Raw genomic sequence first — 26,431 nt, forward strand, 5'->3', positions numbered from 1 at the left:
CCTGCCACAACTGCGTCTGCTCACACGATTCTGCGGAAGCGTACCTAACGAAAAAAGGCCGCGGTGGGGAGCCACCGAGGCCTTCTCTCATGATTCTTGTCTCGCTAACGACGCCATCAACTCGACTGTGTCAAAAGCGGCGCCAAAAGCGGCGTCAAAACGGCGGGCGCGGGGGCGGCCGGAAGGGGCTCCGCACACGGGGCCGGTAGGTAGGTCGCGTCGTCACCGACAACGGCGTGAACTCAGCCGTAACCGACTCGCTGACCGACGTGATGGGTTCCAGCGGGGCGGCCGGCGCCGTCGCTGTCTGCGTCGGGGCTGCCAACGAAGACGGAGCTGCCAACGGCGGCGTCACGGCAGTATCCGTGGCGAGCACGGGAAAGCCGAGGCGGTCGTTTGCCAGCCGGGTGCTGAGCGGGGCCAAGAACGGATTGCTGATCCGCGTCCAAGTCGCCGATCGGCTCGCACGCCCCGCCGCCGTAGCGTCGGTCGCCACGACGGTCGTCGCCAGCAAGGCGGCGAACAAGGGGATTAAGGTGCTTCGCATCTGCGGCGTTCTCCTCTGATGGGCGTAAGTCGGCAAATCCGGTGTACTGGTCCCGCCCTGGGCAAATCGATCCGACGCTTAGGGTCGACGCTGTGGATTCGATCTGGTTGTGGCGATTGTAACTCTCAAGTCGCCGCGACACAAACCATTCCCGGAGGCAATCGTCAGCCACGCTCCCTGTGGTTGTGCCGGGGGGTTAGACCCGACGCCGAACCATCATGGCCACCAGACCCATAACAGCGGCGACGGCTGCTGATGGTTCAGGGATCTGCTTATCGAACTCACTTGTCTCGAAAACCATGAAGTTGTCGAAGTACGCGGTCCCCGTCAACGACTGCGATTCCGCATCGAGCGACGCCGCTAACGCGGCGATGTCGGCGTCGGTGAACTGGTCGACCCCGGCGAACTCAAAGTCGGTCGTGAACAGCGGGACGCCGTTAAGAAACCCGTGGTACATGTTCACGCTGTAATCGAAGATCATTCGGTAGCTGTTCCAAGCGTCGAAAGCGACGGTCTCGCCGCCGGGCGTCGGAATCAGGCCGCTAACCGAGTCGCCGTAAAGCACCTCACCGGTGGCCGCATCGACGCCAAGCATGCCGGCGCGCAAAACGGGGTTGCCGTCGTCATCGTTGGCCTCAACGCCGAAGAACGGACCAAACCCAGTGCTCGAGAACGTTTGGTCGACCCGCATGTCCCACTCGATGCAGATGTACTGCATGGAAGGGTAACCCGAGACGGGGACCGCCCAGCGGTCGTCCGAGTTAGCGGCCCGGTTTACCTCGACGGCCTGACTGCCAGACGCCACAACACTCGACTGAACCACAGCGGTCCCGGCGCCGGCAAGCGGCGACTGCAACCATTGCTGCGTGCCAAAGCCACCGGTGGTCGATGCGAACTGCCCTTCGAGCTGACCGGTCCCAATAAAGGTGGTCGAATAGCTCGGGGACTCAAATCCTTCGCCATCCACGATGGTGAACGTCGCCGCGGGACTCACCCCGGCGGTCACCAAGACGGCGAGCATCGCCTGCGCACAGCGCCAGGCTGAAAAAGTCGATTGAATTGTGGCGTTCACTAGCTCGCTCCTGTCAAAGTTGATTAAGCCGAACGCCCCGTTGTTCGTCTTGCTCGGAAGCAATCCGACGGTTCGAAGGCGTGTTGCGTGGGTACTGTCGACCCGTCTTGGTGGCCGGCCGTCTTTGTGGCCGGCCCGTCTTGGTGGGAGCCGACCCGTCTTGGTGGGAAGCTTGGCGCCGACGTACGGGACCGGCCTCAGCCGTTCCAGAACGCGGCACCGTCACGAGGCTATTCGTGGGGTCAGACAGGGTCAACGATAAACCGCTATAAATCCGGCAAAATCACCGCGACCGGTAATAAGCACGCCGGGCCATGGGGCGCCATAAAGGTCGGGCGGCCTGCTCAGCTGTCGACTGCCCCGAGTTCGGGTTCGAGGTCTTGCTTCAAAAGACGGCGACGGGAGGGGGCGGGCTCTGGCGCCACTTCCCCCCCGTAAGCGACCTGTCCGTTGGACCCGTAGCCGTAGGCGTAGTAACCGCCGTAACTCGCCCGATGGAGGGGGGCCGCGTTCACGATCACGCCCAGCCGCTGGGTGCGAACCTTCAGCAGCTCGTCCCGGGCGCTCACGCTGATGCGGCGCGTCGATCGCTCGGCACGCAGAACCAACAGCGAGCAATCGACCATCGCCGAGATGAGTCGGGCGTCGGCCACCGGCATGACCGGCGGAGAATCGATGATGATCTGATCGTAGTGTCGCGAGAGTTGCTCCAAGGCCTCGCTAAAGTTGCCGTTATTCAGCAGCTCGACGGGGCTGGCCGGGATGCGGCCGCAGGCGAGTAGGTCAAGCGAAGGCACCGAGGTGGCGACGACCGCCTCGATCGCTGGGGTCACTCCGGAAAGGACCGCGGCGAAGCCCGACTCGACCTCCACACCGAAGATTTCATGCTGGGTCGGCTTCCGCATGTCGGCGTCGATGAGCAAGACGCGTTGATTCGCCTGGGCCATGGCGATCGCCAAGTTGCTCGCGACGGTCGACTTGCCGTCACCCGGCGCCGGCGACGTGACGACATAGGTGCGGGCGTCCCCCGCCAGGCCGAAGTGGAGCGAGGTCCGCAGCGCGCGGATCGCTTCGGCGGCGACCGAACGGGGCTGCAGCGCCACGATGCGTCCGCCAATGTTGCGTTCGCCCTCTCGGCTCCGCGCCCCCGTGACCAGGGGAACCGCGCCGACGATCGGCAGCTGCATGACCGAGGCGATCTCTTCGATCGACTTCAATCGATGGTCAAGCAGGTTGCGTAGCCAAGCGAGGCCAAAACCAAGCATCGCCCCAAACGCCAGCCCGAGGGACAACGTCTTGGGCCGGTCGGGGAAGGTCTGCATCCCCGGCCCGGCGACCTCGAGGATCGACACGTTCATGGCGCCGACCTCCTCGCTGAGATTCACTTCCTTGATCCGCTCGTCGAGGATGTCACACATGCGGGCCGTCCGGTCGTGCGCCTCCTGCAACGCATCGAGTTTCGCCGCCTGCTGGCTCACCGCCGTTGCGAGAGCAAACTGCTTGTCGTAGGCGCGTTGGAGCTCGTCACGGCGTTGCGTCAGCAGCTCGTAGTCTTGCCGCAGGCCGTCGACATAGGCGTTGAGGATCGCTTGCTGCTGCTCGGCTTGCTTGCTGCGCAGCTTGTCGAGCGAGTCTTGCAGGAGCCGCACCGAGGGGTATCCCGGACCCCATTTCGTCTGTTGCGAGACGAGACTCTGTTCGACCGACTGGATCTGGCCCTCGAGGTCGCTGCCGCGTGAGTTCGAATGAGCCGAGCGGGCAAGCTCCATGAGGAACGGCGCCTGGTCCGGATTCTCCAGCATCTTCTTCGCACGGGCGTAGCGAGTCTTCGACTCGAGAAGCTGGATCTGGGTGGCGTTCAGCTCTTGCGACAACGCGCTGAAAAGCTCGTTGACCACGTTCCCTTCTTTCGATTGAATCGCGAGGGAGACGTGCTCTTGGCGGAAGCTCTCCAACGCCTTCCGCCGCGACTCGAGCTCGTCGTCACGGCGTTGTTTTTCACTCCGCAGGATGTTGACGACGTCGACAACGTTCGTGCGACGTTCTTCGGCGTACTGGGTGATGTAAGCGTCGACCACCGAGTTGACGATCACCGCCGCATCGGTGGGGTTCTCGAGCTCGATGGCGATATTGATGATGTCGTCTCGCTCGCCGACGGCGACCTCCAGCGACTCACGCAACAGCCCGACCGGGTTGTCGGTTTTCCGGAAGGTCTCGAGGGCCGCGTTCTCGGGCGCTTCGACCGCTGCGGAGAGGACCGACGAGGACCGGATCAATTCCGCCTGGGTGAACAGGTACTTGTTTGAGAACGTGCCCAACGCGTCGCCGTTCAATGCGCGGGGCAGGTTTTGTTCGACAAAGACGCGCGCCAGGCTCGTGTAGCGAGGCACCACACGCTGTAAGTACAGCCACGACGCGAGGCCGCCCAACAAGGTGAACAGCAGGATGAGCCATCGGCTCTGCCAGGCGATCGCAGCGACGTTGACGCCGCCGGCGTCCTCGTCCTGGTCGATGATCATTCCGGGCGCCGGCAGGGACGCCGACGACGGCGTCATCGCGTACGTACTAGCGGGGGCGGACGGAGGCAGAGCCATCGGGCGTCGAATCGGTAAGGAGAGAGCGTGGGAACGCCGAAAGCGGCCCGGCGGGGCGTCGTCCCGGTCAGGTCAGACGAGCCCCCATCATAACGAGCTTTTTCCTGTGAGGCCAAACTCTCGCAGGCGCCAGCACCAACTCGATCCCGTTCCGGCGTCAAGCAGGGCGACGGGGAACGATTGTGCCGGTATTGACGGTCAGTCCGGCGATCACTCGCTGGGCCCTCCCTGACCCTCCGCTGGCGACGGATCGGGTGAGGCTTCGGCGGGATCGTCCGCCGAACGCCGCCCGGCATCGTCCCAATCCGGCACGGGGAAGGTCTCGTTCTGCTCGACTTTTAGGATCAACTCTTCCATCCGCTTGCGGGCCGGCTCCCATCCGGGCTTCAACCGAAAACTGAGTCGCGCCTCGCGGTAGGCCTCCTCGAAGCGTCCGAGTTCCGCGAGCATGTCGGCGAGTTTGAGCCGCCAGACGACATTCCCATGCTGCAGGGCGAGCGCCTGGCGATAGAGATCGATGGCTCGCTCCAGGTCCCCCTCCTGCCGTATACGACTCGCGACGGTGACGATTTGCTCCGCAGTAGCCCCCCCCTCGGCGACTTGGGCGGCGGTCAAATCCATCGAATCCTTCCGGAAGTCCTCCGCCAGGTCGTCTCGACCACGCTGATCCGCTAGGTCGGCGAGGGCGCGCAGGCGTTCATCGTCGCCAACCGCCCACTCGGTTGGCGTTGCGTAGTCCGAGAAGAAGTCGATCAGCAGCCCCGCCGCTTCCCGGTAGTGGAATTCGCTCAAACCGACACAGCGGCGTAGCAGTGCTTTGGCCCGCTCCGGGTCGGGAGGCACGCGCAGACACGCGACGCACGCCGCGGCGTAGCAGGCCTCGGGATCGTTGGGGGTTAACGCGTATCCTGTCTCGATCCTGTCGAACCCAGCCAGGTCTCCCAGCGCAAGCCGCACCTTCCCCTCAAGCGTGTGCGTCGGTCCGTAGGTGGGGCAGAGCGCCCGCGTTTTAACGAGTTCTGCGACGAGTTGCTCGGCGACCTCGCGGCCGGCGGGCTCCGCGACGAGTTCGCTTGGATCGGCGCCCCCGACGAACGCCTGCCAACGATAGGCGTTCAACCAGTAGGCAAGTTCCACATCGGCCGGACAAACCTCGGAAGCAGTCTGAGCCGCCGCCAGAAGGTCGACATAGTCGGCCGAATCGCCATCCCAGTCGCTGCGGAGGAGGTCTTGTTCCAAGCCATACGCAACCGACGCCCACTGGCCGGCCTGATAGTCTCGCCACGCGAGTCGGGTGAACATGGCTCCGACAACGAGCACCGCAATCGCGACAGCCAGAGACGCCCAACTCGGACGGCTGAAGGGGCGAGCGCCGACTGACAGCCGCTCGGCCGATCGCGCCGCCAAAGCGGGCGTCAAGCCGCACATCGCCGCCATCGCACAGAAGACGGCCGGCAAACGCAGGCCGAAGTCGCCGAGGCTCTGCACCCCGCACGCGGCCAGGGCGTAAAGCACACCGTATAAGGCGTATCGGGTCGAGGACTTGCTCCGCCGGACCGTTCGGGCGCCCCTGGAGACAAGCGCCGCCAGGAAGAGGCCGACCAGCAGTACGCCGACCGCTCCCGTCTCTTCAAACAGCTGGGCGTGGTCATTGTCGGCCTGCTCCGCCAACGCGCTCGATTGGGTCGTGTCGAACGCCGGGAAAACGAATCGGTGGGTCCCGAGCCCCGTTCCAACGACCCCGTGACGCCAACCGACGCCGGCAACCGCGGCGGAGAGCTCGAGCCGGTCGTCGTACGCGGCGCCTACTTCGGCGCTGCTGATCCGCTCATAAAAAGCCTCGCCGCCGACCATCAGAAGGGTAGCGGCGGCCAGAAACGCCGAGCTGATCACCCACCAGCCCCACGCCCCCTTCTTCTGCCCCAAGCCTCCGACGACCGCCAGCGCCGAGAGGCCTAACGCCATCCCCAACGCCCCGCCGCGGCTGAACGACAGGGCGATGGCGACGACTTGGACCGCCAGTCCACAGACCAAGACGCCTTGCTCTTGCAGGTAGCCGTTCAGGCTGACCCGCCGCCGCGAGCGTCCCGCCCGGCGCCGCTGGTCACTTGCCCGGATCAGCAGCAACCCGACGCCGGCCCCAATCGAAACGTTGATCAGCTGACAGAAGTTGCTGTGGTTGAGGAAGCTCCCGACCCAGGGCCCGACGCCCAAACCGGGGTCGCCGTAGATGCCTGGCGCTTTGACCGCAATCTGCCCGATCGCCAACACCGACTCGGCGACGCCGACGGTGAACAGGCCCGCCAACAACCACCGGACCGACTCTCCCGACCGGACTCCGATCGCCACCGATGCGAAGACCGCGGCGCCGAGGAGCAAGTGGGCGAGCCCCTCGCGGGTGGCGGGCGTGTAGTAGCTCACCGTGGCCCACGCCGGAGCCTCCTCGCTCAAGTCGCGCAGCGATTCGGCCCGAACCGGGGAGAGAATCCCCACGCCTGCGATCGGCAGCGGGAGCAGCTGGAACGCGACGAACAGCGTCAGCAAAGCGAGGGCGGCGGCTTCGACCCGCATTCCACCGCCGCGCCACCTCCAGGCCGCGGCGACGCCGAGCAACGTGGCCGCCAGCGCCAGCAGCGGCTGGAGCCAGGCCGAGACGCCTCCGTAGGCGACCGTCGAGACAGCGACGACCGCCACAACCGCCCCGACCACAGCAAGCGACCGCCGCCTCTCGGTGGGGTTGGGCAGCGGCGGGAGGGGGGGCGGGTTCACTTGGCGACGGCTCGGAGGGGCCTGCTTTTGGCGTTCACGTAAGGGTTATCAGCGTAGCCACTGGCGATTCACCGTCCTACAAAACGTCGCAAATCGGGAGGGCAGGCCGCCCGACCGGGACCGGGACGGGACTCCCAAGAACAACCCGGGAAGCGTGATGTGCTCAAACTATTGGCGGACCGATCACCGACTCTGCCAAGAGAAAGGGCGCCCGACTCCTCTGCAGAGGGGGCAATACATCGTCAATTGTTAAATCTCTGCGAATGCGTGCCATTCGACGCCGCAAAAGATTGCACGACCACCGCCGAGGTGGGAAGTTGTGGGCGAATCGCTTCAGAGCGTGTCGGACCGATGCGTCACTCAACAGACAATTGATCGCAGCACCAGGGAATCAGTAACGATGGCACGAAAACTATCGAAGCAGTACATCGCCGTTCTGGCAGCCGCATTTTTCGTAGGTTCAACAGCGTTAACTACTAAGGCAGACTTAGTCGTCACTGGGATCGTCGATCCTGATGTCGATTTCAATGCCCGTGCGATTGAAGTCTACATCAATGGAACGGTCGATTTATCCGGGGTCACTCTGCAGAGAGCTGCGAACAGTGCCGCTTATGACGAAAATTTCAGCCTGACTGGAACCTTCACCGACACTTTCGTTTACTTCGTTGCCAACGCATCTGCATTTAATTCGGTCTTCGGAATCAGCGGGAGCAACGTCATCGTTTCTGGTGCAATAACTGGGAACGGCAACGACGGATTTCGTTTTGTTGACTCAACTTCAACGGTCGTCGACGCTGTTGGGGAAGGCAGCAGCACGAACCTCTACCTTGATAGCTACATGTATCGCGTCAGTGAGACAGGTCCCGATGGCGGCTTCGTACCTGCGAACTGGAGCATCCCCGGAAATAATATCCTTGACGGACTAACAGCAGCTCAAACCAGGGCAGCGGTGCCCTTTGGCACGTACACCATCGCCCCAATCCCCGAGCCCACCGCCGCCCTCTGTGGCAGCTTGCTCGCTGGGGTGCTTGGCCTGACAGTCGCCCGTCGCCCCCAGGACCGCGTCTGATCCCGGCCTTGTCGGCTTCAAAAAGCAAGCAAAGCCCCCCGCGTCGCTGACGCGGGGGGCTTTTTTCATGGACCGATCGCGGCGAGGTGGCCCCGCTAAATGGCTCGCTAAGAGGGGGTTCATCGATTGGCTTAGAGCTCCAACGCCACTGCCGTGAATCTTCGTCGGGCTTCTTCGAGCATCTCCAGCGAGAGCGACCGGTCGGCTTCCGACAGGGCTTCGGCCCGCTCGGTTAGCACCTGCACCTGGAAGCACTGCCGGCTGTCGGCGAACGCTTGGCGGCGCGAGAACGCCCGCAAGAGGCCCTCCTTGAACGTCATCGCGGGGGCGTCGATGGCGGTCCCGTCGCGTTGGCATGCACAGAACGTGACCAGGGCCGAGCGTCCGTCGGGCTTCGTCATCGCCATCTGCGCGTAGTCGAAAGGCGTTCCCTCCGCCGAACCGGCCTGGTCGATGAGACGCTCGTTCATCTCCCAGCCGATGCCTCGGTAGCAGACCGACAGGTCATGCCAGCCCCCGACAAACGGAAAATCGCAGGAGACAAGAAAGACCTGGCCTTTCTTGTCCTGGTAGCTGTAAATGACCGAGTGCTGCCCAAACGCCGAATCGTCGTCCCGCTGGCGATGCGACTTCTCAATCAGCTGCAAGCCGAAGAGTTCAGCCGGCAAGCCCTCGGCTTCCAGCGTCTCGGCGAATTGGTCCTCGTTCGGAAAATCCAACTCGGCCGTCTGGACGCCGGCGGGCCTAACGAGCTGCGTGGCGCCCAAGCCCGCAAAAGCGAGTGACGCGGTCAAAGCGGCGCCGACGCCGAGCGAACTGGTGAGGACCCGGTCCCAGCGGAAAACAACTCGCTCTCTTGGGGCTGAAAGGGTGGGGGTCGCCGGCGCCGCGTCGGGCGTCGCAACGAGACGGTCCCAGGCGTCAACGAGGCCGCCTCCCCAGCGAATCGATTCGCCCGTCATCTGGCTCCAACGCGGCCCCACCTCCGCCAAAAGGGCCTTCAGCAACCAGTCGCTCGCGACGAGCGTGACGAGACTCAGAGCAAACGCGCCGAGCCCGACCAGGGTGTGGGGAACGCCCTCCGCTAAATCCAGATTAAACTGACGATGCGCCAAGGCGATACTGACGATCCGCACCACGTTCAGCAGCATCGCCCAGCCGGCCGACATCGCCATTAGCAGCAACGTATGGGCCACTCCTCGACGTCGCCAAACGGCGTACATGGCGGCGCACGAGATGATGGAGACGGCCGAGACAATCCCGCTGCAAGCCTCGTCGACGAAGAGCGTCTTGTCGGCCAAAACCAGGGCGTTTCCTTCCATCAAGTGGTTGATCTGGAGGACGTCGAGCGCTTGGCTTGCGAGCCAACTGCTCGAGCGCTGCAGCACCTCGATCAGCCGATAGTCGAGCCCGACCGGCGGCGGCAAGACAAGCCAACTCAAGGCCCAGGCTCCCCATGGGAAACGGGCGCCGATGCTCCTCGCGATGACGCACCCGGCCGCGCCGGCGAGCAAGAGGAGCGACGCCGCCGCGAAGAGGGGCGACGGGATCTGGTAGGCCAGCGCGAGCAACGCCCAGGCCGCGACGGCGCCGCCAGCGGCCCAGAGCGGGCCCGGTGCACGACCCGGCCGGGTGGATAAATCACGCATGAAGAGCAACGCCGACGCGGCCAGCACGAACGGGAAGTGCTGGTAGTGCGGCCTCCGCCAAACGTTGTGGAAGAACTCCACGAGGATCGGGCCATAGGCCGCGATCAACGCAATGGCAAGGGCCGCCAAGAGCACGATCGAAATAGCGAGGCGGCCCGACTTCATAAAAGCTAAAGAAAAGGTATGCGCAGGAACGTCGCCACAGCGGCGAACCGCCTCCCATACTGGCTTAAGGCCGACCCGATGTCGAGCGAGTGGAATCGGCCAGTCTGGCGGCTAAAAAACCAACACCGGCCGTGGGTCCACAGCCGGTGTTGGGCAGATTGTTCGATAAGTGCGATCCTCCCGCGTCCCTGGGGGGACTCGGCGGACGGGCCTCTGCTGAAGGCTCGTCTCAGCAGCCGTGCTTCTCGAGCTTTTCGCGGAGCATGTCGGCGGTGAAGGGCTTCACTAGGTAGTCCGAGACGCCCGCTTGGATCGCCTCTAGGACCCGCGATTTTTCGGCCTCGGTCGTGACCATAATGATCGTGACGTCGGTGTCCAGCTTGCGGATCTCCTGGATCACTTCCAGGCCGTTCTTCCGCGGCATGTTCCAGTCGGTCAACACCAGGTCGAATTGACCGGGCTGGAAGAGGTTGATCGCCTCCTCACCGTCGGCGGCCTCGACGGCCGACGGCACGCCAACCGCGCTAAGCGAGCGGAGAATAATCTTCCGCATCGTGCTGGAATCGTCGGCAACTAGTACGCGGGCGCTCATCGTGTTGGCTCCTCAGGAATCGTCGACACGGCAGGTGAGCCGTCTCGGCGTCGCTCGCCGACACCCCGTTGGTGGACTTCGGCTGCACGCGGAAACCTAGGTTGCTCCTGCGACCTGTCAAAACGAGCGGGGCCATTTTCAGGCAGCGGATTACCGCTTACCTGAGCAGCCGTTCGAGTTGCCCTTGGATGGCGCCGGTGATCTGCCCTTTGAACATGGCGGCCGCAAACGGCAGGTCCCCTTCAACCCGCACAACCGACTCTTCGACCATCAGCTTCCCAGAGATCCGCAGCCCCAACGTCTTAAAGCCGAAGTGGAGGTCGTCCCCTTCCCACCGCTGCTCGATGTCTTTGATTTTGTCCGCGTGCTGCTCTTGGATCTTCGCGGAGAATCCCTGCAACTTCTCAAGAGCGGCCTCGCGTCCGAGCAGGTTGGGGACACTGACGTCGAACTTCGGCATGGCGGGCGGGCTCGCGTGGAGGGGGGATTGAGTGAGGCGGTCAGCGTCATGGCATCCTGACGCTCAGACCACCTTCCGGCAAGCCGCGAGGGCTTCCGCCAGCGACCGCACACGAGCGACCGCCACCGTGCCGGTCCGTCCGCCGTCACAAGCGGCCCCGCGGATTCCCACCAGCGCCGAGCGGATCGCGACGGCGTCCGGGAACCGATCGGGCGACATGGAGCCCGCCAACACAAGGGAGACGCCGGCCGCGTTGGCGGCGGCGGCAAAGCCTTTGAGAACGGCCAGTCCAAGCAGATCAAGCGAAGCCGTCCCCTCTTTATGCCGGGTGTCGATCACCAGCCACTCGACACCAAGTGACCGGGACGCGGCCAAGACTTCGGCGGGGGACGGCGCTGACGGGTCGTCCGCATACGCGACGAGCGCCAATTCAACGGACCCCGGCAGCCGCCGGCGAATCGCCGCCGTCGCGGCCCGCCAATCGCGGCCCGCAGCTCCGGCGAGGCCGAACTTCGCTACCGCGACGCCGGCAGGCAGCTTGGGCGGCTCGCCGGCGTCGATAAGCTCACCCAGGGCGACCGTCACGGGCGCTCGGCCGGCGACCGCCGTTACGACGGCGTCGATCGTCGCCAAGTCGGCGGCGCCGAGGGCGCCGCGGGAGGGCTCTTTGATGTCGATGACGTCGGCGTTCCCTTCGAGCGCAGCTAGCGCCTCCTGAGCGTTGCGAACGCTTATCAAGAGTCCTGGTCGATCGTTCGGCAGATCAAGCATCGACATAGCTAGCGCGGTGGTTCCGGTCAGGCCGATTACGCACGGTAGAGGTTTCAACGGACTGCCACACCCTCCGATAGACGCTGAATCAGGAGCGGGCTACCTTTCTACGCTTCCTACCCGGGCTCGGCACGCACCCCTGTCTGCTTGCGTCTTCCGAGCCAACCCAACCGACGGCAATCCCCCCTCCCGGGCCGAAATGAGCGATCACTCCCACGGCGCCCCCAAGTCTGGCCCTGTTATCGGGGCCATCCTCGCCATCTTGCTGGCTTACGCCGGTGGACTGGCCGTCGGCCTGCCGCAGCGCGGAACCGAATTGATCGCCGCCGCGCACACGCCGCCCCTCAGTGATCCGATAGCGGAGGGTCATGATCACGACCATGACGGCTCCGAAGACCCCGCCGCCGGAGATAATGCCACCGAGGAGCACGTCGCCGGCGAAGACGAGCACGCTTCCGACGAGCACGCCGAGTCGGGGCATCACGTCGCCGGAGCGGCGCCGCCGGTCTGGACGGTTGTGCCGTTTGTTTTCCTGCTGCTAGCCATCGCCGTCCTGCCCCTGATCCCAGCGACCTCGCATTGGTGGGAGTCGAATGCCAGCCGCTTTAAGGTGGCTGCGGGCCTTGGGCTGCTAACGCTGCTGTACTACGGGTTCGCCCACAACAGCGCGATCGACAGCCACTGGCCCGCCCACGGGGTGGTGGCGCCGTCGGACGGCGGTTTCGATCTCGGGTTCGTCCGCACGGTGTTCCAGAACGCGATCCTCGGTGAGTTCATCCCGTTCATCGTGCTGCTGTTCAGCCTCTACACGATCAGCGGCGGCATCCGGATCACGGGCGACCTCCAAGCAAACCCGATGACCAACGCCATTTTCATGGCGGCCGGCGCCATCTTGGCGAGCTTCATCGGCACGACCGGGGCGGCGATGCTGCTGATCCGGCCGCTGCTCGAGACTAACCAGGAACGCAAGCACGTCGTCCACACCGTTGTTTTCTTCATCTTCATCGTCTGCAACTGTGGCGGCTGCCTGCTGCCGATCGGCGACCCCCCGCTCTTCTTGGGCTACTTGCGTGGCGTCGATTTCTTCTGGACGCTCAACCTCTGGCAGCCGTGGCTGATGACCAACGGCCTGCTGCTGGTCGCCTACTTGCTGCTCGACGAGATCGCCTACTACCCGCGCGAGACCGAGGCTGACATCACCCGCGACATCCGCAACATCCGCTCGCTGAAGTACGAGGGGCTGGCGATCAACGGCGTGCTGCTCTTGGGCGTGGTCGCGGCGGTAGCGCTGCTCGACCCTTCCAAGACGATCCCCGGCACCGATTGGCATCCGTGGATGTACCTCCGCGAGATTGTCCAAATCGCCCTGGTGGCGTTGTCGGTCGGGCTCGGCAGCCACTCGGTCCGCGAGCGGAACGGCTTTAACTACCACGCGATCGTCGAAGTCGCGGCGCTCTTCTGTGGCATCTTTATCTGCATGCAGCCCGCCTTGCAGATTCTCAACGAGCAAGGCCCTTCGCTGGGGATCTCGTCGCCGATGGCGTTCTTCTGGGTCACGGGAGGTCTCTCTAGCGTGCTCGATAACGCGCCGACCTATGTCGTGTTCTTCGAGACCGCCCGCACGCTCACGCCACTCGAGGGGAACGCCACCATCGCCGGCGTGGGCGAAGGCCGCCTGATCGCGATCAGCATCGGGGCTGTTTTCCTCGGCGCAATGACGTACATCGGCAACGGACCGAACTTTATGGTCCGGGCGATCGCCGAGTCATCGGGCGTGAAAATGCCGAGTTTCTTCGGTTACATGGTCTACAGCTGCACCTTGCTGCTGCCGATCCTCGCGTTCGTCGCCTGGTACCGATTCGGGTAATGGCAAACCCGGCGGGTTGGGGGGCGTCCCGAAAGCGGCCTGTCGGTCAAACGGGCGGGCGTGTACGCTGGCGCCTTCTCCGACTCGCCTAACCGCTGCATTTTGTCTGCTGTGTCCCACGAGACGATCCTTAGCACCGCCGCCCTGGCCGACCTCTGCGAACGGCTGAAGGGGTCGACACGGATTGGCTTCGACACGGAATTTGTCTCCGAAGACACGTTCCGGCCAGAACTGTGCCTGATTCAGGTCGTCGCCGAGGGGAGCCCCGCCGGTCCGATCCTGGCGGTCATCGACCCGCAGCCGATTGGCGACCTGACGCCGTTCTGGCAGCTGCTCGCCGATGGCCCGCACGTGACTATCGCGCACGCGGCTCGCGAGGAGATCAACTTCTGCGTCCACGCGATCGACCGCCCCCCGGCGAACCTGTTCGACACGCAGCTGTCGGCCGCGTTTTGCAGCCCCGAGTACCCCGCGGCCTACAGCTCGGTGGTCCAGCGGATCCTCAACAAACGGCCCAACAAGGGCGAGCAGCGCACCGACTGGCGCCGCCGGCCGCTGACCGACGCCCAGATCGACTACGCCCTGGAAGACGTCCGCTACCTGTTCGCGCTGCACGACAAAATCCTCAACAAGATCGACCGACTCGGCCGGCGTGAGTGGCTCGAGACCGAGACCGAGGGCTTCGTCAAGGAAGTCCTCGAGGCCCGCACCCGTCAGCGGTGGCGCAAGGTATCGGGCTCGGGGGGCCTCCCGGTGCGGAGCTTGGCGATCGTTCGCGAGCTGTGGCTCTGGCGCCAAGCCGAGGCCGAACGCCGTGACCTGCCCCCCAAACGTATTTTGCGTGACGACCTGATCGTCGAGCTGGCGAAGAAGAAGACCGACAAAGAGGACAAGATCCGCGCCGTCCGCGGCATGCTTCACGGTCAGCTCAAGAAGGCGATCCCCGACATCGCCGCCGCCATCCATCGCGGCCTCGAAGCGCCGACCGACGACCTCGTCGGCTCGCGTCGCAAGCCACCCCCGCCGCAGCTGAACCTGCTCGGACAGTTCCTCGCTCCGGCGATCAGCAGCCTCTGCAACCGGGCCGAGATCGCCTCGGCCCTGGCCTGCACGGCGACCGACATCCGCGAGCTCATTAGCTTCCGCCTCGGTTTCGGCACCGAGTCGGACGAGCCGCCGGCGCTCGCCGACGGCTGGCGCGCCGAGCTGATTGGCAACCTGATCGACGACCTGCTCACCGGCAAGAAATCGATCCGGATCGGCGACCCCCACAGCGATCGTCCGCTCGAGTTCGACACGATCGACGCCGACAGGGTCCGCGACTAGACAGGGTCCGCGGCTAAAGCCGTGCACGCGGCCGGCTTAGCCCCGCCGTTCCGCTGCGGCGACCCACGCCTGATTCTCCGCATACCAGCGTGCCGTCTCGGCGAGACCTTCCGCCAGCGGCCGAGTAGGACGCCAAGCAAGCTCTCTCCGCGCCTTCGATGAATCGAGCGCGTACCGGCGGTCATGCCCCGGTCGATCGGCGACGCGTTCGATCAACGCCCGGCGTTCGGACGCGCCACTCTGTAAGGCGTCGGTGGCGTCGGCGAGAGCTTGCACCACCCGCTGGTTGGACCACTCGTCGAGCGGCGTTTCGCCCGGCGATGTCGCGCTAAGATGATAAGTCTCCCCCGCCCTGCCCCGTTCGGCGGCGGCCACGATCCCCGCGGCGCAGTCCTCGACGTGCAGCCAGTCGCGCACCTGCTGGCCATCGCCGTAGAGCGGGATCGGCTCGCCACGTAGGGCCCGTAGCGTCGCCAGCGGGATCAACTTCTCGGGGAATTGTCGCGGGCCGTAGTTATTCGTCGGGCAGACAATGACCGCCGGCATGCCGTAGGTCCGCCCATAAGACCGGACCAGATGATCGGCCGCCGCTTTGGTGGCCGAGTACGGCGAGCTTGGGTTGTACGTCGCCCCTTCGACGGCAAATTCGCCGACTGGCAGGGAGCCGTACACCTCGTCGGTTGAGACGTGGACCAGCCGAAGGCTATCCGCCGTCGCGGCGTCCTCGTGCGAAACGCGGTCGCGATAGTCCCGCCAGACCCTGAGAACGGTGGCGGTCCCTTCGACATTCGTCCTGACGAAGGCCGCCGGCTCGGCAATCGAACGGTCGACGTGCGACTCAGCCGCCAAGTGAATTAATGTATCGGGACGGAAACGGGCGACCTCCTCGGCGAGCCTGGCCGCATCGACGACGTCCCCCTGCGTGAAGGCGTAGCGGGGGTCGGCCGCCAAATCGACGACCGACTCGATCAGACCCGCGTAGGTCAGGGCGTCGTAGTTCAGCACGCGCGTCCCCGTCCGAGCGAGCAGCCGACGCAAGAGGGTGCTGCCGATAAAGCCCGCCCCGCCAGTGACGAGCACGCGCTGAAGGGGTCGGGTGGAAGGCATGACGCGGCAGCCGCTACGGGACGGAGAGAACCAATCCCATCTTAAACCTGCGGCCAGGTCGCCGCCCGTGCGGAACCCCCGGGTTCTGGCGGGCGCCCGGGCCGCTGGGTGGGGTTGTAGGGCCGGCACCAAACCCCGCTTGATCGCCTCGGATTCGACGCTATACTCCGAGATTCAGAGGCGGCCCGCGGGGTCCCTCACCTGCTACTGCGGCTGTAGCTCAGTTGGTAGAGCATCACGTTGCCAACGTGAATGTCGTCGGTTCGAGTCCGATCAGCCGCTCTTTTTTTGCCTGCTCTGCTTGGCTAAGGCCAAGACATCGCTGGGCGGGTTTTTTGCCTGCTCTGCTTGGCTGAGACCAAGACTTCGCTGGGCGGGTTTTTCCTCGCTTTTTTGTCGGCAAGCGGCTGCCCCACGCTGAAAATCGCCCCCACCAAGTGACGGCGAGCCGGGAGCGTCAGCGACCGGAGGGCCCCGCAGATCCGCTTCAACGCCGGCCGCTCACGCTCGCGATCTCCGGCCAATCGGCTTGAAGGTGGCGGTCCTGCGACAACGCCCCTTCTCCTAATGGTGGCGCCCGCGTTATCTTACCGGGCTTCGGTCACGCTCGGCGGGGCCGACGCTTTGATGGTTTCGGTGGCGACACGGCCCCGACTCCCTAGAAACAATTCAACGAGACGACGCGAGAGCCATGGCGGCAGACGAACTGGAAGACGAAGTGGCCACGACCGACACCGCGGTCGCCGACGACGCGGATGGCGACGAGGAGGCTGAGAAGCTCTCGCTCGACGTCAAAGTCGCGAAGCCGAGCGCCTGCGAGCGGCGGATCACCGTCACGGTCTCGCGCGAGGATATCGACCGGTACCTCGACAAGGCCTTCAGCGACCTGATGCCGTCGGCTAGCGTCCCGGGTTTCCGGGTCGGCCGCGCGCCGCGAAAGCTCGTCGTGCAGAAGTTCAAGGGTGACGTCGCCGACCAGGTGAAAGGCTCGCTCTTGATGGATAGCTTGGCCCAGGTGGCCGACGAGGAAGAGTTCGCCGCGATCAGCGAGCCGGACCTCGACCTCGAAGCGGTGGAGATCCCCGACGAGGGCCCGCTGACGTTTGAATTCAGCATCGAAGTCCGCCCCGAGTTCGACCTCCCCAAATGGAAGGGTCTGAAGCTCAAGCGGCCGATGCAGAAGTTCGCCCCCGAAGATATCGACCGCCAGATCGAGCAGATGCTCGCCAAGTACGGCCAGCTGGCGCCGCACGACGGCGCCGCCGAAGAGGGCGATTACCTCGTGCTGACGCTCCGCGGCATGGCCGACGGAAAGGAAATATCGCGTGACGAGGACCGCGTCGTGCGGCTCCGCCCGACGCTGAGCTTCGTTGATGGTCGCATCCAGGACTTCCTCAAGCTCGCCAAGGGCGCCAAGGCTGGCGACAAGCTCACCGCCGAGGTGAAGCTCTCCGCCAGCGCCCCGAATGAGGAGCTCCGTGGCAAGGACGTCACCCTCGAGATCGAGGTCCTTGAGGTCAAGAAGCTCCGCCTGCCGGAGCTCGACGAGGAGTTCCTCGGCGAGATCGGCGGCTTCAAGACCGAAGGCGATTTCCGCGACGCCGTCCAAAAGGACCTCGAGCGGCAACTCGAGTACGAGCAGCAGAAGGTCGCCCGCAACCAGATCAGCGAGATGCTGACCGAGTCGGCCGACTGGGACCTGCCGCCGAGCCTGCTGAAGCGGCAGAGCGTCCGCGAGCTGGAGCGGGCCGTCATGGAAATGCGTCGCAGCGGCTTCAGCGAGGGCGAGATCCGCGCCCGCGAGAACGAGCTGCGTCAGAACAGCTCTGTCTCGACGGCCGCCGCTCTGAAAGAGCACTTCATCCTCGAGCGGATCGCCGAAGAAGAGAACCTCGACGTCGAGGACGGCGATTACGACCGCGAGATCTTCCTGATCTCGATGCAGTCGGGCGAGTCGCCCCGTCGCGTGCGGGCCCAGCTCGAGAAGCGGGGCTTGATGGACGTGCTCCGCAACCAGATTATCGAGCGGAAGGTGATGGAGCTCGTCCAGGCCGAAGCCAAGTTCCAGGACGAGGATTTCACCCCGCCGAAATCGACCGTCGAGGGCGTCCCGTTCGCCGTCGGTGGCGCCGAGGGGGACATCCCCGAGGCGGTCGGTGCGATCGAGGCCGAAGACAAAGACGACTGAGAGAAGAGTGGGTGGTGGGCAGTCAGCAGCGGGCAGTCTCGGCTGTCGGCGGCGCCATGACCGCCCACTGCCTACTGCCCACTGCCCACTCAGCTTGAAGGAGCAACCCATGAGCGAATTCTTCGCTCCCACGGACGGACCATTCGCCGCGGCTTCCCGGCCGCACGACTCGAGGCCCGTCGACCCGCGCGCCGCACGCGACTACCAGCGCCAGCGTCAGATGACGCTCGGCGACCTGCTGCTGGAGAACCGCGTGATCTTCCTCCAGGGGGAGATCTACGACGGCAACGCCAACGAGCTGGTGATGAAGCTGCTGTACTTGCAGAGCGAGAACCGCCGCAAGGACATCCACTTCTACATCAACTCGCCGGGCGGAAGCGTCACCTCGACGCTCGCCATCTACGACACCATGCAGATGATCACCTGCCCGGTGGCCACCTACTGCGTGGGCCTCGCGGCGTCCGGCGGCAGTGTGCTGCTCGCCGGCGGCGAGAAGGGCAAGCGATACGCCCTCAAGCACTCCAAGGTGATGATCCACCAGCCGCACGGCGGCGTCGGCGGTCAGGTCTCGGACATCGAAATCCAGGCCAACGAAATCATCAAGACGCGGCAGACCCTCAACGAGATTCTCGGCGGCCACTGCGGCAAGACCCCCGAAGAGATCCAAAAGGCCTGTGACCGCGACCATTACATGACCGCCGAAGAGGCGAAGGCCTACGGCTTGGTCGATGACATCCTGACCCGCCCCCCCGGGTCGGAAGACGACGACAACGACTGAAGTGCGGAGTGACGAACGATGAGTAACGAATAGCCGGCTTCGCGATCGGTGGTTCAGAAACGCTTCATCGCTCACCATTCATCGTTCATCAATAGCACAAGTAGCGGCTAGCCCGCCGAACACGGACGGAACCAACTCATGCCCCTCATTCCCTACGTCATCGACAAGAACGGCCGCGAAGAGCGGGCGATGGACATCTACAGTCGGCTGCTGGTCGACCGGATCGTCATCCTCGGATCGGGCATCAACGACGAGGTCGCGAACAACATCGTCGCGCAGCTGCTGTTTCTGCAGTCGGACGATCCCAAGAGCGACATCCACCTCTACATCAACTCGCCCGGCGGCAGCGTCACCGCCGGCATGGCGATCTATGACACGATGCAGTTCGTCACCTGCGACGTGGCGACCTACTGCCTCGGCCAGTGCGCCAGCATGGGCGCCGTGCTGCTAGCAGCGGGCACGGCCGGCAAGCGGCACGCCCTGCCGAACAGCCGCGTGATGATCCACCAGCCGCTCGCCGGCATGGAAGGGACCGCCGAGGACATCCTCATCCACGCGACCGAGTACAAGAAGACCAAGGACAAGCTCAACGCGATCCTCGCCAAGCACAGCGGCAAGACGCTCGAGCAGCTCCAGCAGGACACCGACCGCGACAACTTCATGTCCGCCGACGAGGCCCTCGACTACCACTTGGTCGATAAGATCATCGAGAGCATGCACGGCTGAGACGGGCCCCGCTGAGACCGGCCCCGCCGGATTCGGCCAAGCTAGCTGCACCCTGAGCCGGGGGCGCTAGCCCTCGGAGTTGTAGCACGTTCCAGCTCCACTCCGAGGGCTAGCGCCCCCGGCTCAGGCTATTTTTTCTAGTTCTGTAGGCGGATGTCTTTCTGACGATCGCCGTGGCGGCGTTGACGCACTCGGCCGCATCTTCTAGTTACCGCCCCATGGAACTCTGGTGGGCGAACTCCGCGCGGACCGTTGCTAGCAGCCACACCGGCTGCCTGTTGGCGGTTGTCGGCTGCCTGCTGCTCTCCGGCTGCCGCAACAGTGGCCGGCAGATGCAGTCTGACCTCTACCAGCGCGAGTTGCGGCTGCAAGAGGACGAGATCTACCGCCTCGAGGACTATATCGAGGAGTACCAGGGGATCGTCAGCGGCTATCGCTGCGAGGTCGCCGACCTGAAACGCGAACTCGCCGCCGCCCGATCGGCCGAACCGGCCCCCGCCACCCTGCCGGCGCCTTCGCGTTCGTCTCGCGACACGATTGACACCGGCCCGTCGCTGCTCAAGACGCCCGAACCGAGCGACCTCCGCCCGCTGCCGAGCGAGACGCTCCCCGCGGGCGACGAAGTCGCTCCGCCGTTCAATCCCGCCGGAGCGAAAGACCCCGGTGGAGCGGAAGCCGGAGCCGAGTCACTTGATGTGGCCCCCCCTTTCGAGGGCGCAGGCATTCTAGAGCCCTTGCCGGCCCGGTCGGCCGACGCGCCACGCGAACCGGCGCCGTTGCGACAAGTCTCGGCGTTGGCCGCGCCGCGTCCGATCAACAATACGCCACCGAACCCTTACCCGACAGCCGACGCAGGCCGCCAAGCGTTGTCGACAGCCGACGCCGAGCCGACGCCCGAGTTGGTTGGCGACCCGGCGATACGCGTCACCGCCGAGCGGGGAGAGACGACCGCGTCCGTCGTCGCCCTGGTCAGCGAGATCGAACTCGGTGTCCTGAAAGACTTTGTCGGCGAAGTATCGGTCATGCTGACCGACCCGACCGCCGATGGCCGTCAGCGTCGGGTCGCACGCTGGGACTTTTCGCCGCTCGAAGTGCGCGAAGCCCACGACATCGACGCCGGCCACCTTGCACTAACCATCGCGTTGCCCGAAGCGACCCCGCGGCGCCAACCGCTCCGCCTCTGGGTGCGGCTCATCGACCGCGACGGCAAACGGCGGTTGCAGGCAACCGAGGTCGCCTTCGTCGGCGCGCCGCCAGAACTGGCGGATAGCGACGCGCTGACGGCGCAGACAAGCCCCCGCCGCCTGCCCGCTACCGAGGCGTTGTCAGGCGAGACCAAGGTGGTGGCGCAGTCCGACCCCAACGGGTGGCGATCCGCGAACACGAACGCCCACGAGCGTCGCTACGACAACGCCGTCGCCCCGGCGTCCTACGATCAGCCATGAGACAAGAAGGGGGGTCGTGACCCGATGGTCGCGACCCCCCCCTTTGCACTGGCCCTCTCTTCTCCGGCTCCCTTGGAACCGACTCAGCGTCGCCTGACCAAGACCCCGACAGTGGCGAAGGCCGCCAGCAGGGCCGTTGCCGGCTCCGGGACCACCTCGAACGACACCCGCAGGAGCGGTGATGTCGCTGTCAGCAGGCTCGAGTCGAAGTTGTACCCACCGGCGGTCGCGAGCCCGTTGAAGGCGCTGAGGTCGGTGAAGTTGAACTGCACGACCGAGTTCTCATTCTCCCGCTGGGCGTTCACGCCGATCCCCGGCAGGAAGGCGGCGTTAGCGGGATTCTCTGTCTCGGAGCCCGCGTCCCAAATCTCATCGACCCCTTGCTCAATCGTTGTCAGACGGAGGGCGCCGTTGGCGTCGAAGACCTCGTACTCCATCGGGTCGTCGTTGCCCAGGAAGTGGTCGTTGCTCGGCACCACCATGGTCCCGAACGTAAAGAAGCGGTTGCTGGTATCGACCGTGAAGACCGCCGAGTTCGACTGTCCGGGGAGGAACGGGCCCGCTGGGCCGGTGAGGCTGTCAACGTTGGCGGCCGGTTCGGCGGCTTGGAAACCTGGCAGCCAGGTGGCGCCGGAGCCCCCCTCGGCGATGCTAACAATCGGCGCCGAGGCGATGTCGGGCTGCCCTAGCAGGAAGGCCGCCGACCCCGCGTTGAAGGCATCGAAGGTCCCGTCGCCAAACCCGAAGCGGAAGGGCGCCAGCGACACGCTGTTGGCAGGCGAAAGGTTTTCGACCGTAATGCGCAGCTGCACGTTGGCGGCCTGAGCCGAGGGCGCTAGGCCTTGCCAGACCAGCGCGACAGCCAGGGGGGAGCCAATCCAAAGAAACTTCATAGCGCCTACTCCTCGGTGCGGGGCGATCTCTGCCGGTCGCAACACTCGACCTGTAGGGAACCGAGTCGCCCGTCGGCGTCGCCCCATCTCGATCACAAAGGGACGACGCAAGTTGGTCGCTCAAGAACCGCGACGGCTACGCGGATTCACGGAGAATTCCGGAAAGACGTCCGGCGCCGCCGCTACTCGGATTCCGTGCGCCGCGCCTCGGCGAGCGCCGCTCGGATGCGTTCTGCCGCCCGGTCAGACAACCGCGGCTCTGGGTCGAGGACCCTCCCCTTCGCGCGGACCTCGGCGGGCGCCGAGGCGAGCATCCGGCGGAGCCAACGCATCTGTCTTGCCTCGTGCTGGCACGGGCCGCAGCCAACCCGGTGCAATCGGGCCGCCCACCAGCGGGCGCGAGAGACGGGGCCATCCCACTCGTCGGAATCGATGCGTGACGCCTCCTCACAACGCGCGAAGAGGACGAGCCGCCAGCCGCTCCATCGCCGTCGGCTCACTTGGGATCGGCCCCCGGCGTGATCATCGCGTCGTCCGTGAACCAACGCGATTCGAGGCACTGCCGAAGCAGGCGCCGCGCGCGGTGAAGCCGGACCGAGAGATTCTTCCGTGAAATCCCCTCGGTTGCGCAGATGGCGGCGGGCTCGGCGTCCGCGAAAGTACGGAGCTGAAACGCGCGAGCGAGATGAGCCGGTAGATCACCTGAGCAGGCGAAAAAGACACGCCAAAAATCTCTCTTCTCTGAATCGTCGTTCGCTGCGACATCTACAATTTTTTCGGGATCAACACCCGCTTCACGCGGTGCGTTCCGCCCCTGGCGGCGATAGTGATCGGCAACGCGACGTTTGAGGATCGAAATCAGCCAGGTCCGTGGATCGCAGGCGCCGCGATACGCATCGCGTCCGCGCCAAGCCGCTAGCAAGGTCTCTTGCACCAAGTCCTCAGCGGCTTCGATGTCGCCCACACGCAGCAGCGCATAGCGGAGCAGCGAATCACCGTAATGATTGACCCAGTCCTCGGGGTCGCCTAAGCCTGGATCGGCGTCGGCGGCAACGAAACCTGCTGTGAGCGTCGTCATCGGAGACCGGCTTGGTGAGGGAGAAAACTCACCACCAAGCTAGTCGCGATCTCCCGACGCCACGGTGAGCCACTTCACCAACCGCCGCTGCGTTCTCGCCACGGTGCGTCACCTCACCGAACCGCCCGGCGTCATTCAACCGGTGGGGCCTCTGCAGCCGGATTGGTCTCGGCCCGCGGCTCGTCGCCGTCGATGACAACGACTTCGGGCCCCTTGGCGATCTGGTAAGCGATCAGGCATCCAAAAACCAAGCAGGCGACATCGGCCACCGCGAACGGGTTGTTCGCCGGCGCTCGCAGCGGCGCCACGCCCTGTGACGCATTGAAGACCGGCGTGGTCGCAATCTCATCGGTCTCAACGTCGAAGTCCCCCTCTTCGTCCTCCGCTTCCGTAACGACGACTACCTTGTCCGCATTAAGCGGCTTGACGTCACCCTGCGATCGAAACCACTGGGTCGCAACTAGGGGCCCGGCGATAGCCGCTAGGGCGGTCACTAGCGCCGCGAGGGCCCCTTTGGCGTAGGCCGATCCGTCTGGGGCCATGATTCGCATCAAGACGCCGGCAACGACGCCCGCGACGAGCACAGCGAGGTACGCCCTGCTGTCGAAGACAATGCCGAGTGTCGCGACGACTAAGGCGCCGAGAACCAAGCCGAGAACCCCGCCGGCAACTATTCGCATCGTCCGCTCTCGCTGAGAAGAGGCTGCTAGAGAAGGCCGCCACGAACGGCGTGAAGCGTTCGCCCGTGAAGACGACCTATGGCTTAGGAAGCCCCCTCGAGAGCCTCGCCCCGTCCAGCAGGAACCGTAATTGGAGTAACTGCAGTACGGTTCGTTTTACCCTCGGCGACAACCGATCGCACCGCAAAAAAAGAAAAAAGGGGCGTAACGGCTAGCCGTTACGCCCCTTCGGGTTGGATTCACGCTCGTCGCGGTCGCCTACAGCTGGGCGATCCGCGAGATCAGATCGACCGTGCGGCAGCTGTAGCCCCACTCGTTGTCGTACCAGCTGACCACCTTGACCATGCTGTCGCCAATCGACGTGGTCCAAGGACCGACGAAGATCGAGCTGTGCGGGTCGCCGATGATGTCGGTCGAGACGATCGGGTCCTCGGTGTAGGACAGGATGCCCTTGAGCGGCCCCTCGGCGGCGGCCTTCATGGCGGCGTTCACCTCGGCGGGACTTGTCTTCTTCGCGAGGTTGACCGTCAGGTCGACTACCGAGCCAGTGACCACGGGAACCCGCATCGCGTAACCCGTGAGCTTGCCCTGCAGCTCGGGGATGACCAAACCAACCGCCTTCGCGGCGCCGGTGGTCGTCGGGATGATGTTGATCGCCGCGGCCCGGGCCCGATAGGGGTCGGCGTGCGGCAGGTCCTGCACGTTTTGGTCGTTGGTGTAGGCGTGGATCGTCGTCATCAAGCCGTTCTCGATGCCGAAGGTCTCATGCAGCACCTTGGCGACCGGCGCCAGGCAGTTGGTCGTGCAGCTCGCGTTGGAGATGCACTTGAGGTCCGCCGTCAGCTTGTCGTCGTTGACGCCCAAGACGCAGGTCAGGTCGGCGCCGTCCTTTGCCGGAGCGGAGAGGACCACGCGCTTGGCGCCCGCTTCGAGGTGGCTGTCGTAGCCCGGCTTGCCGTTCGCGGCCCGGGCGGCGAAGACACCGGTCGACTCGACCACGACGTCAACGCCCAGCTCGCCCCAGGGGCATTCGGCCGGGTTGCGGATCGCCAAGGCCTTGATCTTCTTGCCGTTGACGATCAGATGCTCGTCGTCGTGCGAGACGGTTCCCGGGAAGCGGCGGTGCGTGCTGTCGTACTTCAGCAGCGTGGCCAACATCCCGTTGTCGGTAAGGTCATTGATGGCGACGACTTCGAAATCGTCGGGCCGCTCGACGAGGCCCCGGAAGGTCAAACGACCAATACGTCCGAAACCGTTGATGGCGACTTTAATGGCCACGGTCTTGTCTCTCCTGGCAATGCGTCTTCTAGTGGGTCCGGTCAGCCCGCCTGACGACCGTCCAAACGGCCTCGGCTGTAACCGGCGAAAGGCTATAAAACCCTTGCTGAGCCCGTAGTTATAGTGCTGGCTGGCCCTCCTCACAACCACCGCCCTCGCCGCGGCGTTTCGGGCTGAAACAGGCTTTTCCCAACTCCTAAGAAAAAATTGCCATGAACCGTCTCCGTCCACTTTCGCTCTGCCTGACGACGCTCCTGGTCGCGGCGCCCGTCGCTTTCGCCCATCCGGGGCACGACCACCAAGACCGGTTCCTGGTCACCGCCGACGCCCCGGCGCCGGTGTCGACCGCGGACGCCGTCACCGGGTCGGGCGACTTGCAGTTCCGTTACCGGGCCGACCTCAGCGAGCTGCCGGAAGAAATCGCCAAGGGGATCAAGAAGGCCCACGGCGGATTCGCTAAGACGCCGAGCGGCGAGATCTATTTCGGTCTGGAAGGGACCGGCCTGATCCGTTTGTCGGCCGACTTGACGACGAAGACGCTGGTCTCGACCAACGACGCCATGGCCGGCGGCGCGCTGCACAACACGACCTACCTGGATCGGAAGGGCGGGATGCTGATCCTGCCCGACCCGGCGCGCGGGCGTGTCTACGCGACGCGGCTCGACGGCGAGGTCGTCGCGACGCTCGGCCGGCCCGAGGTGAATGACTACTACAAGAATCTCGATAACGCCTACCGACCGACCGACGCCGACATGGCGAGCGACGGCGTCGTGTACGTCTGCGACGGCTACGCCGGCCGGTACGTCCTCACGGCCGACCTCGATGACGAGAAGTTCTTTGATCGCAACTTTGGCGGCAAGGTCCAGGGCGCTGGCCGGACCGAAGGCGAGTTCTCGACCAACCACGGCGTCACCTTCGATCCGACGGACGACACGCTCCTCATCGCCGACCGAGAGCGGCAGTGGATCCAGCGGGTCACGCTGGCGGGAGAATTCGTCGAAGGGTTCGACACGGGCGGCGGCGACGTCTGCGACGTCGACTTCGTCGACTGGAAGGGCGAACGGCTCCTGGTCGCGGGCTGCCTCAAGAGCGGCGGCGGCGCCGAGCCTGGCTTCGTCCAAATCCTCCGCGACGGCAAGGTCGTCTCGACGCTCAAGCCGAAGATCGACCTCGGCATCGAGCTCTTCCAGCACATCCACAACGCCGCCGGCGTCGTGGTCGACGGCAAGCTCTTCGTGCTGTGCTACGGCTGGAACCCGGGATGCTACGCCGTGCTAGAGCACGTCACGGAGTAGGCGCCGTCGCAGCCGTTGGAAAGCGGGGCAAGAGAATCGGCGACCCCCGCGCGTCGCTGGGTCGGTCGCCACCAGGACGATC

The 26,431-nt window shown here is 64.9% G+C and carries 22 protein-coding genes and 1 tRNA gene; 10 read left to right on the forward strand and 13 right to left on the reverse strand.

Annotation, left to right across the window (positions count from 1 at the left end; all coding sequences use genetic code 11):
- Nucleotides 1-236: 236 nt before the first annotated feature.
- Nucleotides 237-566: a hypothetical protein gene (locus Pla108_RS15945; protein WP_146445947.1), complete on the forward strand. Its 330-nt coding sequence runs from the start codon at nucleotides 237-239 to the stop codon at nucleotides 564-566.
- A 177-nt stretch (nucleotides 567-743) separates the two neighbouring features.
- Here the strand turns inward: Pla108_RS15945 and Pla108_RS15950 are convergent, their stop codons facing one another.
- From Pla108_RS15950 to Pla108_RS15960, 3 genes are all read right to left on the reverse strand, one after another.
- Nucleotides 744-1,619 carry a hypothetical protein gene (locus Pla108_RS15950; RefSeq protein ID WP_146445948.1) on the reverse strand — a complete coding sequence of 292 codons (876 nt, stop codon included), beginning with the start codon at nucleotides 1,617-1,619 and terminating at the stop codon, nucleotides 744-746.
- A 344-nt stretch (nucleotides 1,620-1,963) separates the two neighbouring features.
- The gene (locus Pla108_RS15955; RefSeq protein WP_146445949.1) at nucleotides 1,964-4,213 is read right to left on the reverse strand and encodes a GumC family protein; all 2,250 of its coding nucleotides are present in this window, start codon (nucleotides 4,211-4,213) and stop codon (nucleotides 1,964-1,966) included.
- 210 nt (nucleotides 4,214-4,423) lie between these two features.
- The gene (locus Pla108_RS15960; protein ID WP_146445950.1) at nucleotides 4,424-6,982 is read right to left on the reverse strand and encodes a tetratricopeptide repeat protein; all 2,559 of its coding nucleotides are present in this window, start codon (nucleotides 6,980-6,982) and stop codon (nucleotides 4,424-4,426) included.
- Nucleotides 6,983-7,382: 400 nt separating this feature from the next.
- On the opposite strand from Pla108_RS15960, the gene Pla108_RS15965 reads away from it, so the two are divergent.
- Nucleotides 7,383-8,051 carry a lamin tail domain-containing protein gene (locus Pla108_RS15965; protein WP_146445951.1) on the forward strand — a complete coding sequence of 223 codons (669 nt, stop codon included), beginning with the start codon at nucleotides 7,383-7,385 and terminating at the stop codon, nucleotides 8,049-8,051.
- Between the two features lie 131 nt (nucleotides 8,052-8,182).
- Here Pla108_RS15965 and xrtU read toward each other — a convergent pair whose 3' ends face one another.
- The 4 genes from xrtU to Pla108_RS15985 all read right to left on the reverse strand — a co-directional run bounded on the left by xrtU (nucleotide 8,183) and on the right by Pla108_RS15985 (nucleotide 11,694).
- The gene (gene xrtU / locus Pla108_RS15970) at nucleotides 8,183-9,829 is read right to left on the reverse strand and encodes an exosortase U (RefSeq protein ID WP_197526617.1); all 1,647 of its coding nucleotides are present in this window, start codon (nucleotides 9,827-9,829) and stop codon (nucleotides 8,183-8,185) included.
- A 265-nt stretch (nucleotides 9,830-10,094) separates the two neighbouring features.
- Complete coding sequence (locus Pla108_RS15975) at nucleotides 10,095-10,457, reverse strand: response regulator (RefSeq protein WP_146445953.1); 363 nt, start codon at nucleotides 10,455-10,457, stop codon at nucleotides 10,095-10,097.
- A 157-nt stretch (nucleotides 10,458-10,614) separates the two neighbouring features.
- Nucleotides 10,615-10,917 carry a polyhydroxyalkanoic acid system family protein gene (locus Pla108_RS15980; protein WP_146445954.1) on the reverse strand — a complete coding sequence of 101 codons (303 nt, stop codon included), beginning with the start codon at nucleotides 10,915-10,917 and terminating at the stop codon, nucleotides 10,615-10,617.
- 63 nt (nucleotides 10,918-10,980) lie between these two features.
- Nucleotides 10,981-11,694: a (5-formylfuran-3-yl)methyl phosphate synthase gene (locus Pla108_RS15985; RefSeq protein ID WP_146445955.1), complete on the reverse strand. Its 714-nt coding sequence runs from the start codon at nucleotides 11,692-11,694 to the stop codon at nucleotides 10,981-10,983.
- 193 nt (nucleotides 11,695-11,887) lie between these two features.
- Between Pla108_RS15985 and Pla108_RS15990 the strand changes: the two genes are divergently transcribed.
- Together Pla108_RS15990 and Pla108_RS15995 are read left to right on the forward strand one after the other, a co-directional pair.
- A complete protein-coding gene (locus Pla108_RS15990; RefSeq protein WP_146445956.1) occupies nucleotides 11,888-13,555 on the forward strand; it encodes a sodium:proton antiporter in 1,668 nt (555 codons plus the stop codon).
- A 111-nt stretch (nucleotides 13,556-13,666) separates the two neighbouring features.
- On the forward strand, nucleotides 13,667-14,881 hold the full coding sequence (locus Pla108_RS15995) for a ribonuclease D (protein WP_231934535.1): 1,215 nt from the start codon (nucleotides 13,667-13,669) through the stop codon (nucleotides 14,879-14,881).
- A gap of 36 nt (nucleotides 14,882-14,917) precedes the next feature.
- Here Pla108_RS15995 and rfbB read toward each other — a convergent pair whose 3' ends face one another.
- Nucleotides 14,918-15,988 carry a dTDP-glucose 4,6-dehydratase gene (rfbB, locus tag Pla108_RS16000; protein ID WP_146445958.1) on the reverse strand — a complete coding sequence of 357 codons (1,071 nt, stop codon included), beginning with the start codon at nucleotides 15,986-15,988 and terminating at the stop codon, nucleotides 14,918-14,920.
- Nucleotides 15,989-16,197: 209 nt separating this feature from the next.
- Between rfbB and Pla108_RS16005 the strand changes: the two genes are divergently transcribed.
- From Pla108_RS16005 to Pla108_RS16025, 5 genes are all read left to right on the forward strand, one after another.
- Nucleotides 16,198-16,270, forward strand: a tRNA-Gly gene (locus Pla108_RS16005).
- Nucleotides 16,271-16,679: 409 nt separating this feature from the next.
- The gene (tig, locus tag Pla108_RS16010) at nucleotides 16,680-18,176 is read left to right on the forward strand and encodes a trigger factor (RefSeq protein ID WP_146445959.1); all 1,497 of its coding nucleotides are present in this window, start codon (nucleotides 16,680-16,682) and stop codon (nucleotides 18,174-18,176) included.
- Nucleotides 18,177-18,285: 109 nt separating this feature from the next.
- Nucleotides 18,286-18,954: a ClpP family protease gene (locus Pla108_RS16015; RefSeq protein ID WP_146445960.1), complete on the forward strand. Its 669-nt coding sequence runs from the start codon at nucleotides 18,286-18,288 to the stop codon at nucleotides 18,952-18,954.
- 138 nt (nucleotides 18,955-19,092) lie between these two features.
- Nucleotides 19,093-19,680, forward strand: a complete 588-nt coding sequence (locus tag Pla108_RS16020; RefSeq protein ID WP_146445961.1) for an ATP-dependent Clp protease proteolytic subunit — start codon at nucleotides 19,093-19,095, stop codon at nucleotides 19,678-19,680.
- A gap of 218 nt (nucleotides 19,681-19,898) precedes the next feature.
- A complete protein-coding gene (locus Pla108_RS16025) occupies nucleotides 19,899-21,125 on the forward strand; it encodes a hypothetical protein (protein WP_146445962.1) in 1,227 nt (408 codons plus the stop codon).
- A gap of 83 nt (nucleotides 21,126-21,208) precedes the next feature.
- Here the strand turns inward: Pla108_RS16025 and Pla108_RS16030 are convergent, their stop codons facing one another.
- From Pla108_RS16030 to gap, 5 genes are all read right to left on the reverse strand, one after another.
- Nucleotides 21,209-22,018, reverse strand: a complete 810-nt coding sequence (locus Pla108_RS16030) for a spondin domain-containing protein (RefSeq protein WP_146445963.1) — start codon at nucleotides 22,016-22,018, stop codon at nucleotides 21,209-21,211.
- A 182-nt stretch (nucleotides 22,019-22,200) separates the two neighbouring features.
- Complete coding sequence (locus tag Pla108_RS16035; RefSeq protein WP_146445964.1) at nucleotides 22,201-22,518, reverse strand: hypothetical protein; 318 nt, start codon at nucleotides 22,516-22,518, stop codon at nucleotides 22,201-22,203.
- The gene (locus tag Pla108_RS16040; protein WP_146445965.1) at nucleotides 22,515-23,096 is read right to left on the reverse strand and encodes a sigma-70 family RNA polymerase sigma factor; all 582 of its coding nucleotides are present in this window, start codon (nucleotides 23,094-23,096) and stop codon (nucleotides 22,515-22,517) included. Before Pla108_RS16040 ends, Pla108_RS16035 begins: the two co-directional genes overlap by 4 nt.
- Nucleotides 23,097-23,227: 131 nt before the next feature.
- The gene (locus Pla108_RS16045) at nucleotides 23,228-23,776 is read right to left on the reverse strand and encodes a hypothetical protein (protein WP_146445966.1); all 549 of its coding nucleotides are present in this window, start codon (nucleotides 23,774-23,776) and stop codon (nucleotides 23,228-23,230) included.
- A gap of 258 nt (nucleotides 23,777-24,034) precedes the next feature.
- Nucleotides 24,035-25,054, reverse strand: a complete 1,020-nt coding sequence (gene gap / locus Pla108_RS16050) for a type I glyceraldehyde-3-phosphate dehydrogenase (RefSeq protein ID WP_146445967.1) — start codon at nucleotides 25,052-25,054, stop codon at nucleotides 24,035-24,037.
- 212 nt (nucleotides 25,055-25,266) lie between these two features.
- Here gap and Pla108_RS16055 point away from each other — a divergent pair, with 212 nt between their 5' ends.
- Nucleotides 25,267-26,349 (forward strand): hypothetical protein, encoded by a 1,083-nt coding sequence (locus tag Pla108_RS16055; protein ID WP_146445968.1) that lies wholly within the window; start codon nucleotides 25,267-25,269, stop codon nucleotides 26,347-26,349.
- Nucleotides 26,350-26,431: the final 82 nt, after the last annotated feature.

Source organism: Botrimarina colliarenosi (assembly GCF_007859955.1).
GTDB classification, from domain to species: domain Bacteria; phylum Planctomycetota; class Planctomycetia; order Pirellulales; family Lacipirellulaceae; genus Botrimarina; species Botrimarina colliarenosi.

What these genes read in the sequence shown, in the direction of transcription:
- Pla108_RS15955 (WP_146445949.1), bottom strand. Translation starts at nt 4,213, where the DNA reads ATGGCTCTGCCTCCGTCCGCCCCCGCTAGTACGTACGCGATGACGCCG.
- Pla108_RS15965 (WP_146445951.1), top strand. Translation starts at nt 7,383, where the DNA reads ATGGCACGAAAACTATCGAAGCAGTACATCGCCGTTCTGGCAGCCGCA.
- Pla108_RS15975 (WP_146445953.1), bottom strand. Translation starts at nt 10,457, where the DNA reads ATGAGCGCCCGCGTACTAGTTGCCGACGATTCCAGCACGATGCGGAAG.
- Pla108_RS15980 (WP_146445954.1), bottom strand. Translation starts at nt 10,917, where the DNA reads ATGCCGAAGTTCGACGTCAGTGTCCCCAACCTGCTCGGACGCGAGGCC.
- Pla108_RS15985 (WP_146445955.1), bottom strand. Translation starts at nt 11,694, where the DNA reads ATGTCGATGCTTGATCTGCCGAACGATCGACCAGGACTCTTGATAAGC.
- Pla108_RS15990 (WP_146445956.1), top strand. Translation starts at nt 11,888, where the DNA reads ATGAGCGATCACTCCCACGGCGCCCCCAAGTCTGGCCCTGTTATCGGG.
- rfbB (WP_146445958.1), bottom strand. Translation starts at nt 15,988, where the DNA reads ATGCCTTCCACCCGACCCCTTCAGCGCGTGCTCGTCACTGGCGGGGCG.
- tig (WP_146445959.1), top strand. Translation starts at nt 16,680, where the DNA reads ATGGCGGCAGACGAACTGGAAGACGAAGTGGCCACGACCGACACCGCG.
- Pla108_RS16015 (WP_146445960.1), top strand. Translation starts at nt 18,286, where the DNA reads ATGAGCGAATTCTTCGCTCCCACGGACGGACCATTCGCCGCGGCTTCC.
- Pla108_RS16020 (WP_146445961.1), top strand. Translation starts at nt 19,093, where the DNA reads ATGCCCCTCATTCCCTACGTCATCGACAAGAACGGCCGCGAAGAGCGG.
- Pla108_RS16025 (WP_146445962.1), top strand. Translation starts at nt 19,899, where the DNA reads ATGGAACTCTGGTGGGCGAACTCCGCGCGGACCGTTGCTAGCAGCCAC.
- Pla108_RS16030 (WP_146445963.1), bottom strand. Translation starts at nt 22,018, where the DNA reads ATGAAGTTTCTTTGGATTGGCTCCCCCCTGGCTGTCGCGCTGGTCTGG.
- Pla108_RS16040 (WP_146445965.1), bottom strand. Translation starts at nt 23,096, where the DNA reads ATGACGACGCTCACAGCAGGTTTCGTTGCCGCCGACGCCGATCCAGGC.
- Pla108_RS16045 (WP_146445966.1), bottom strand. Translation starts at nt 23,776, where the DNA reads ATGCGAATAGTTGCCGGCGGGGTTCTCGGCTTGGTTCTCGGCGCCTTA.
- Pla108_RS16055 (WP_146445968.1), top strand. Translation starts at nt 25,267, where the DNA reads ATGAACCGTCTCCGTCCACTTTCGCTCTGCCTGACGACGCTCCTGGTC.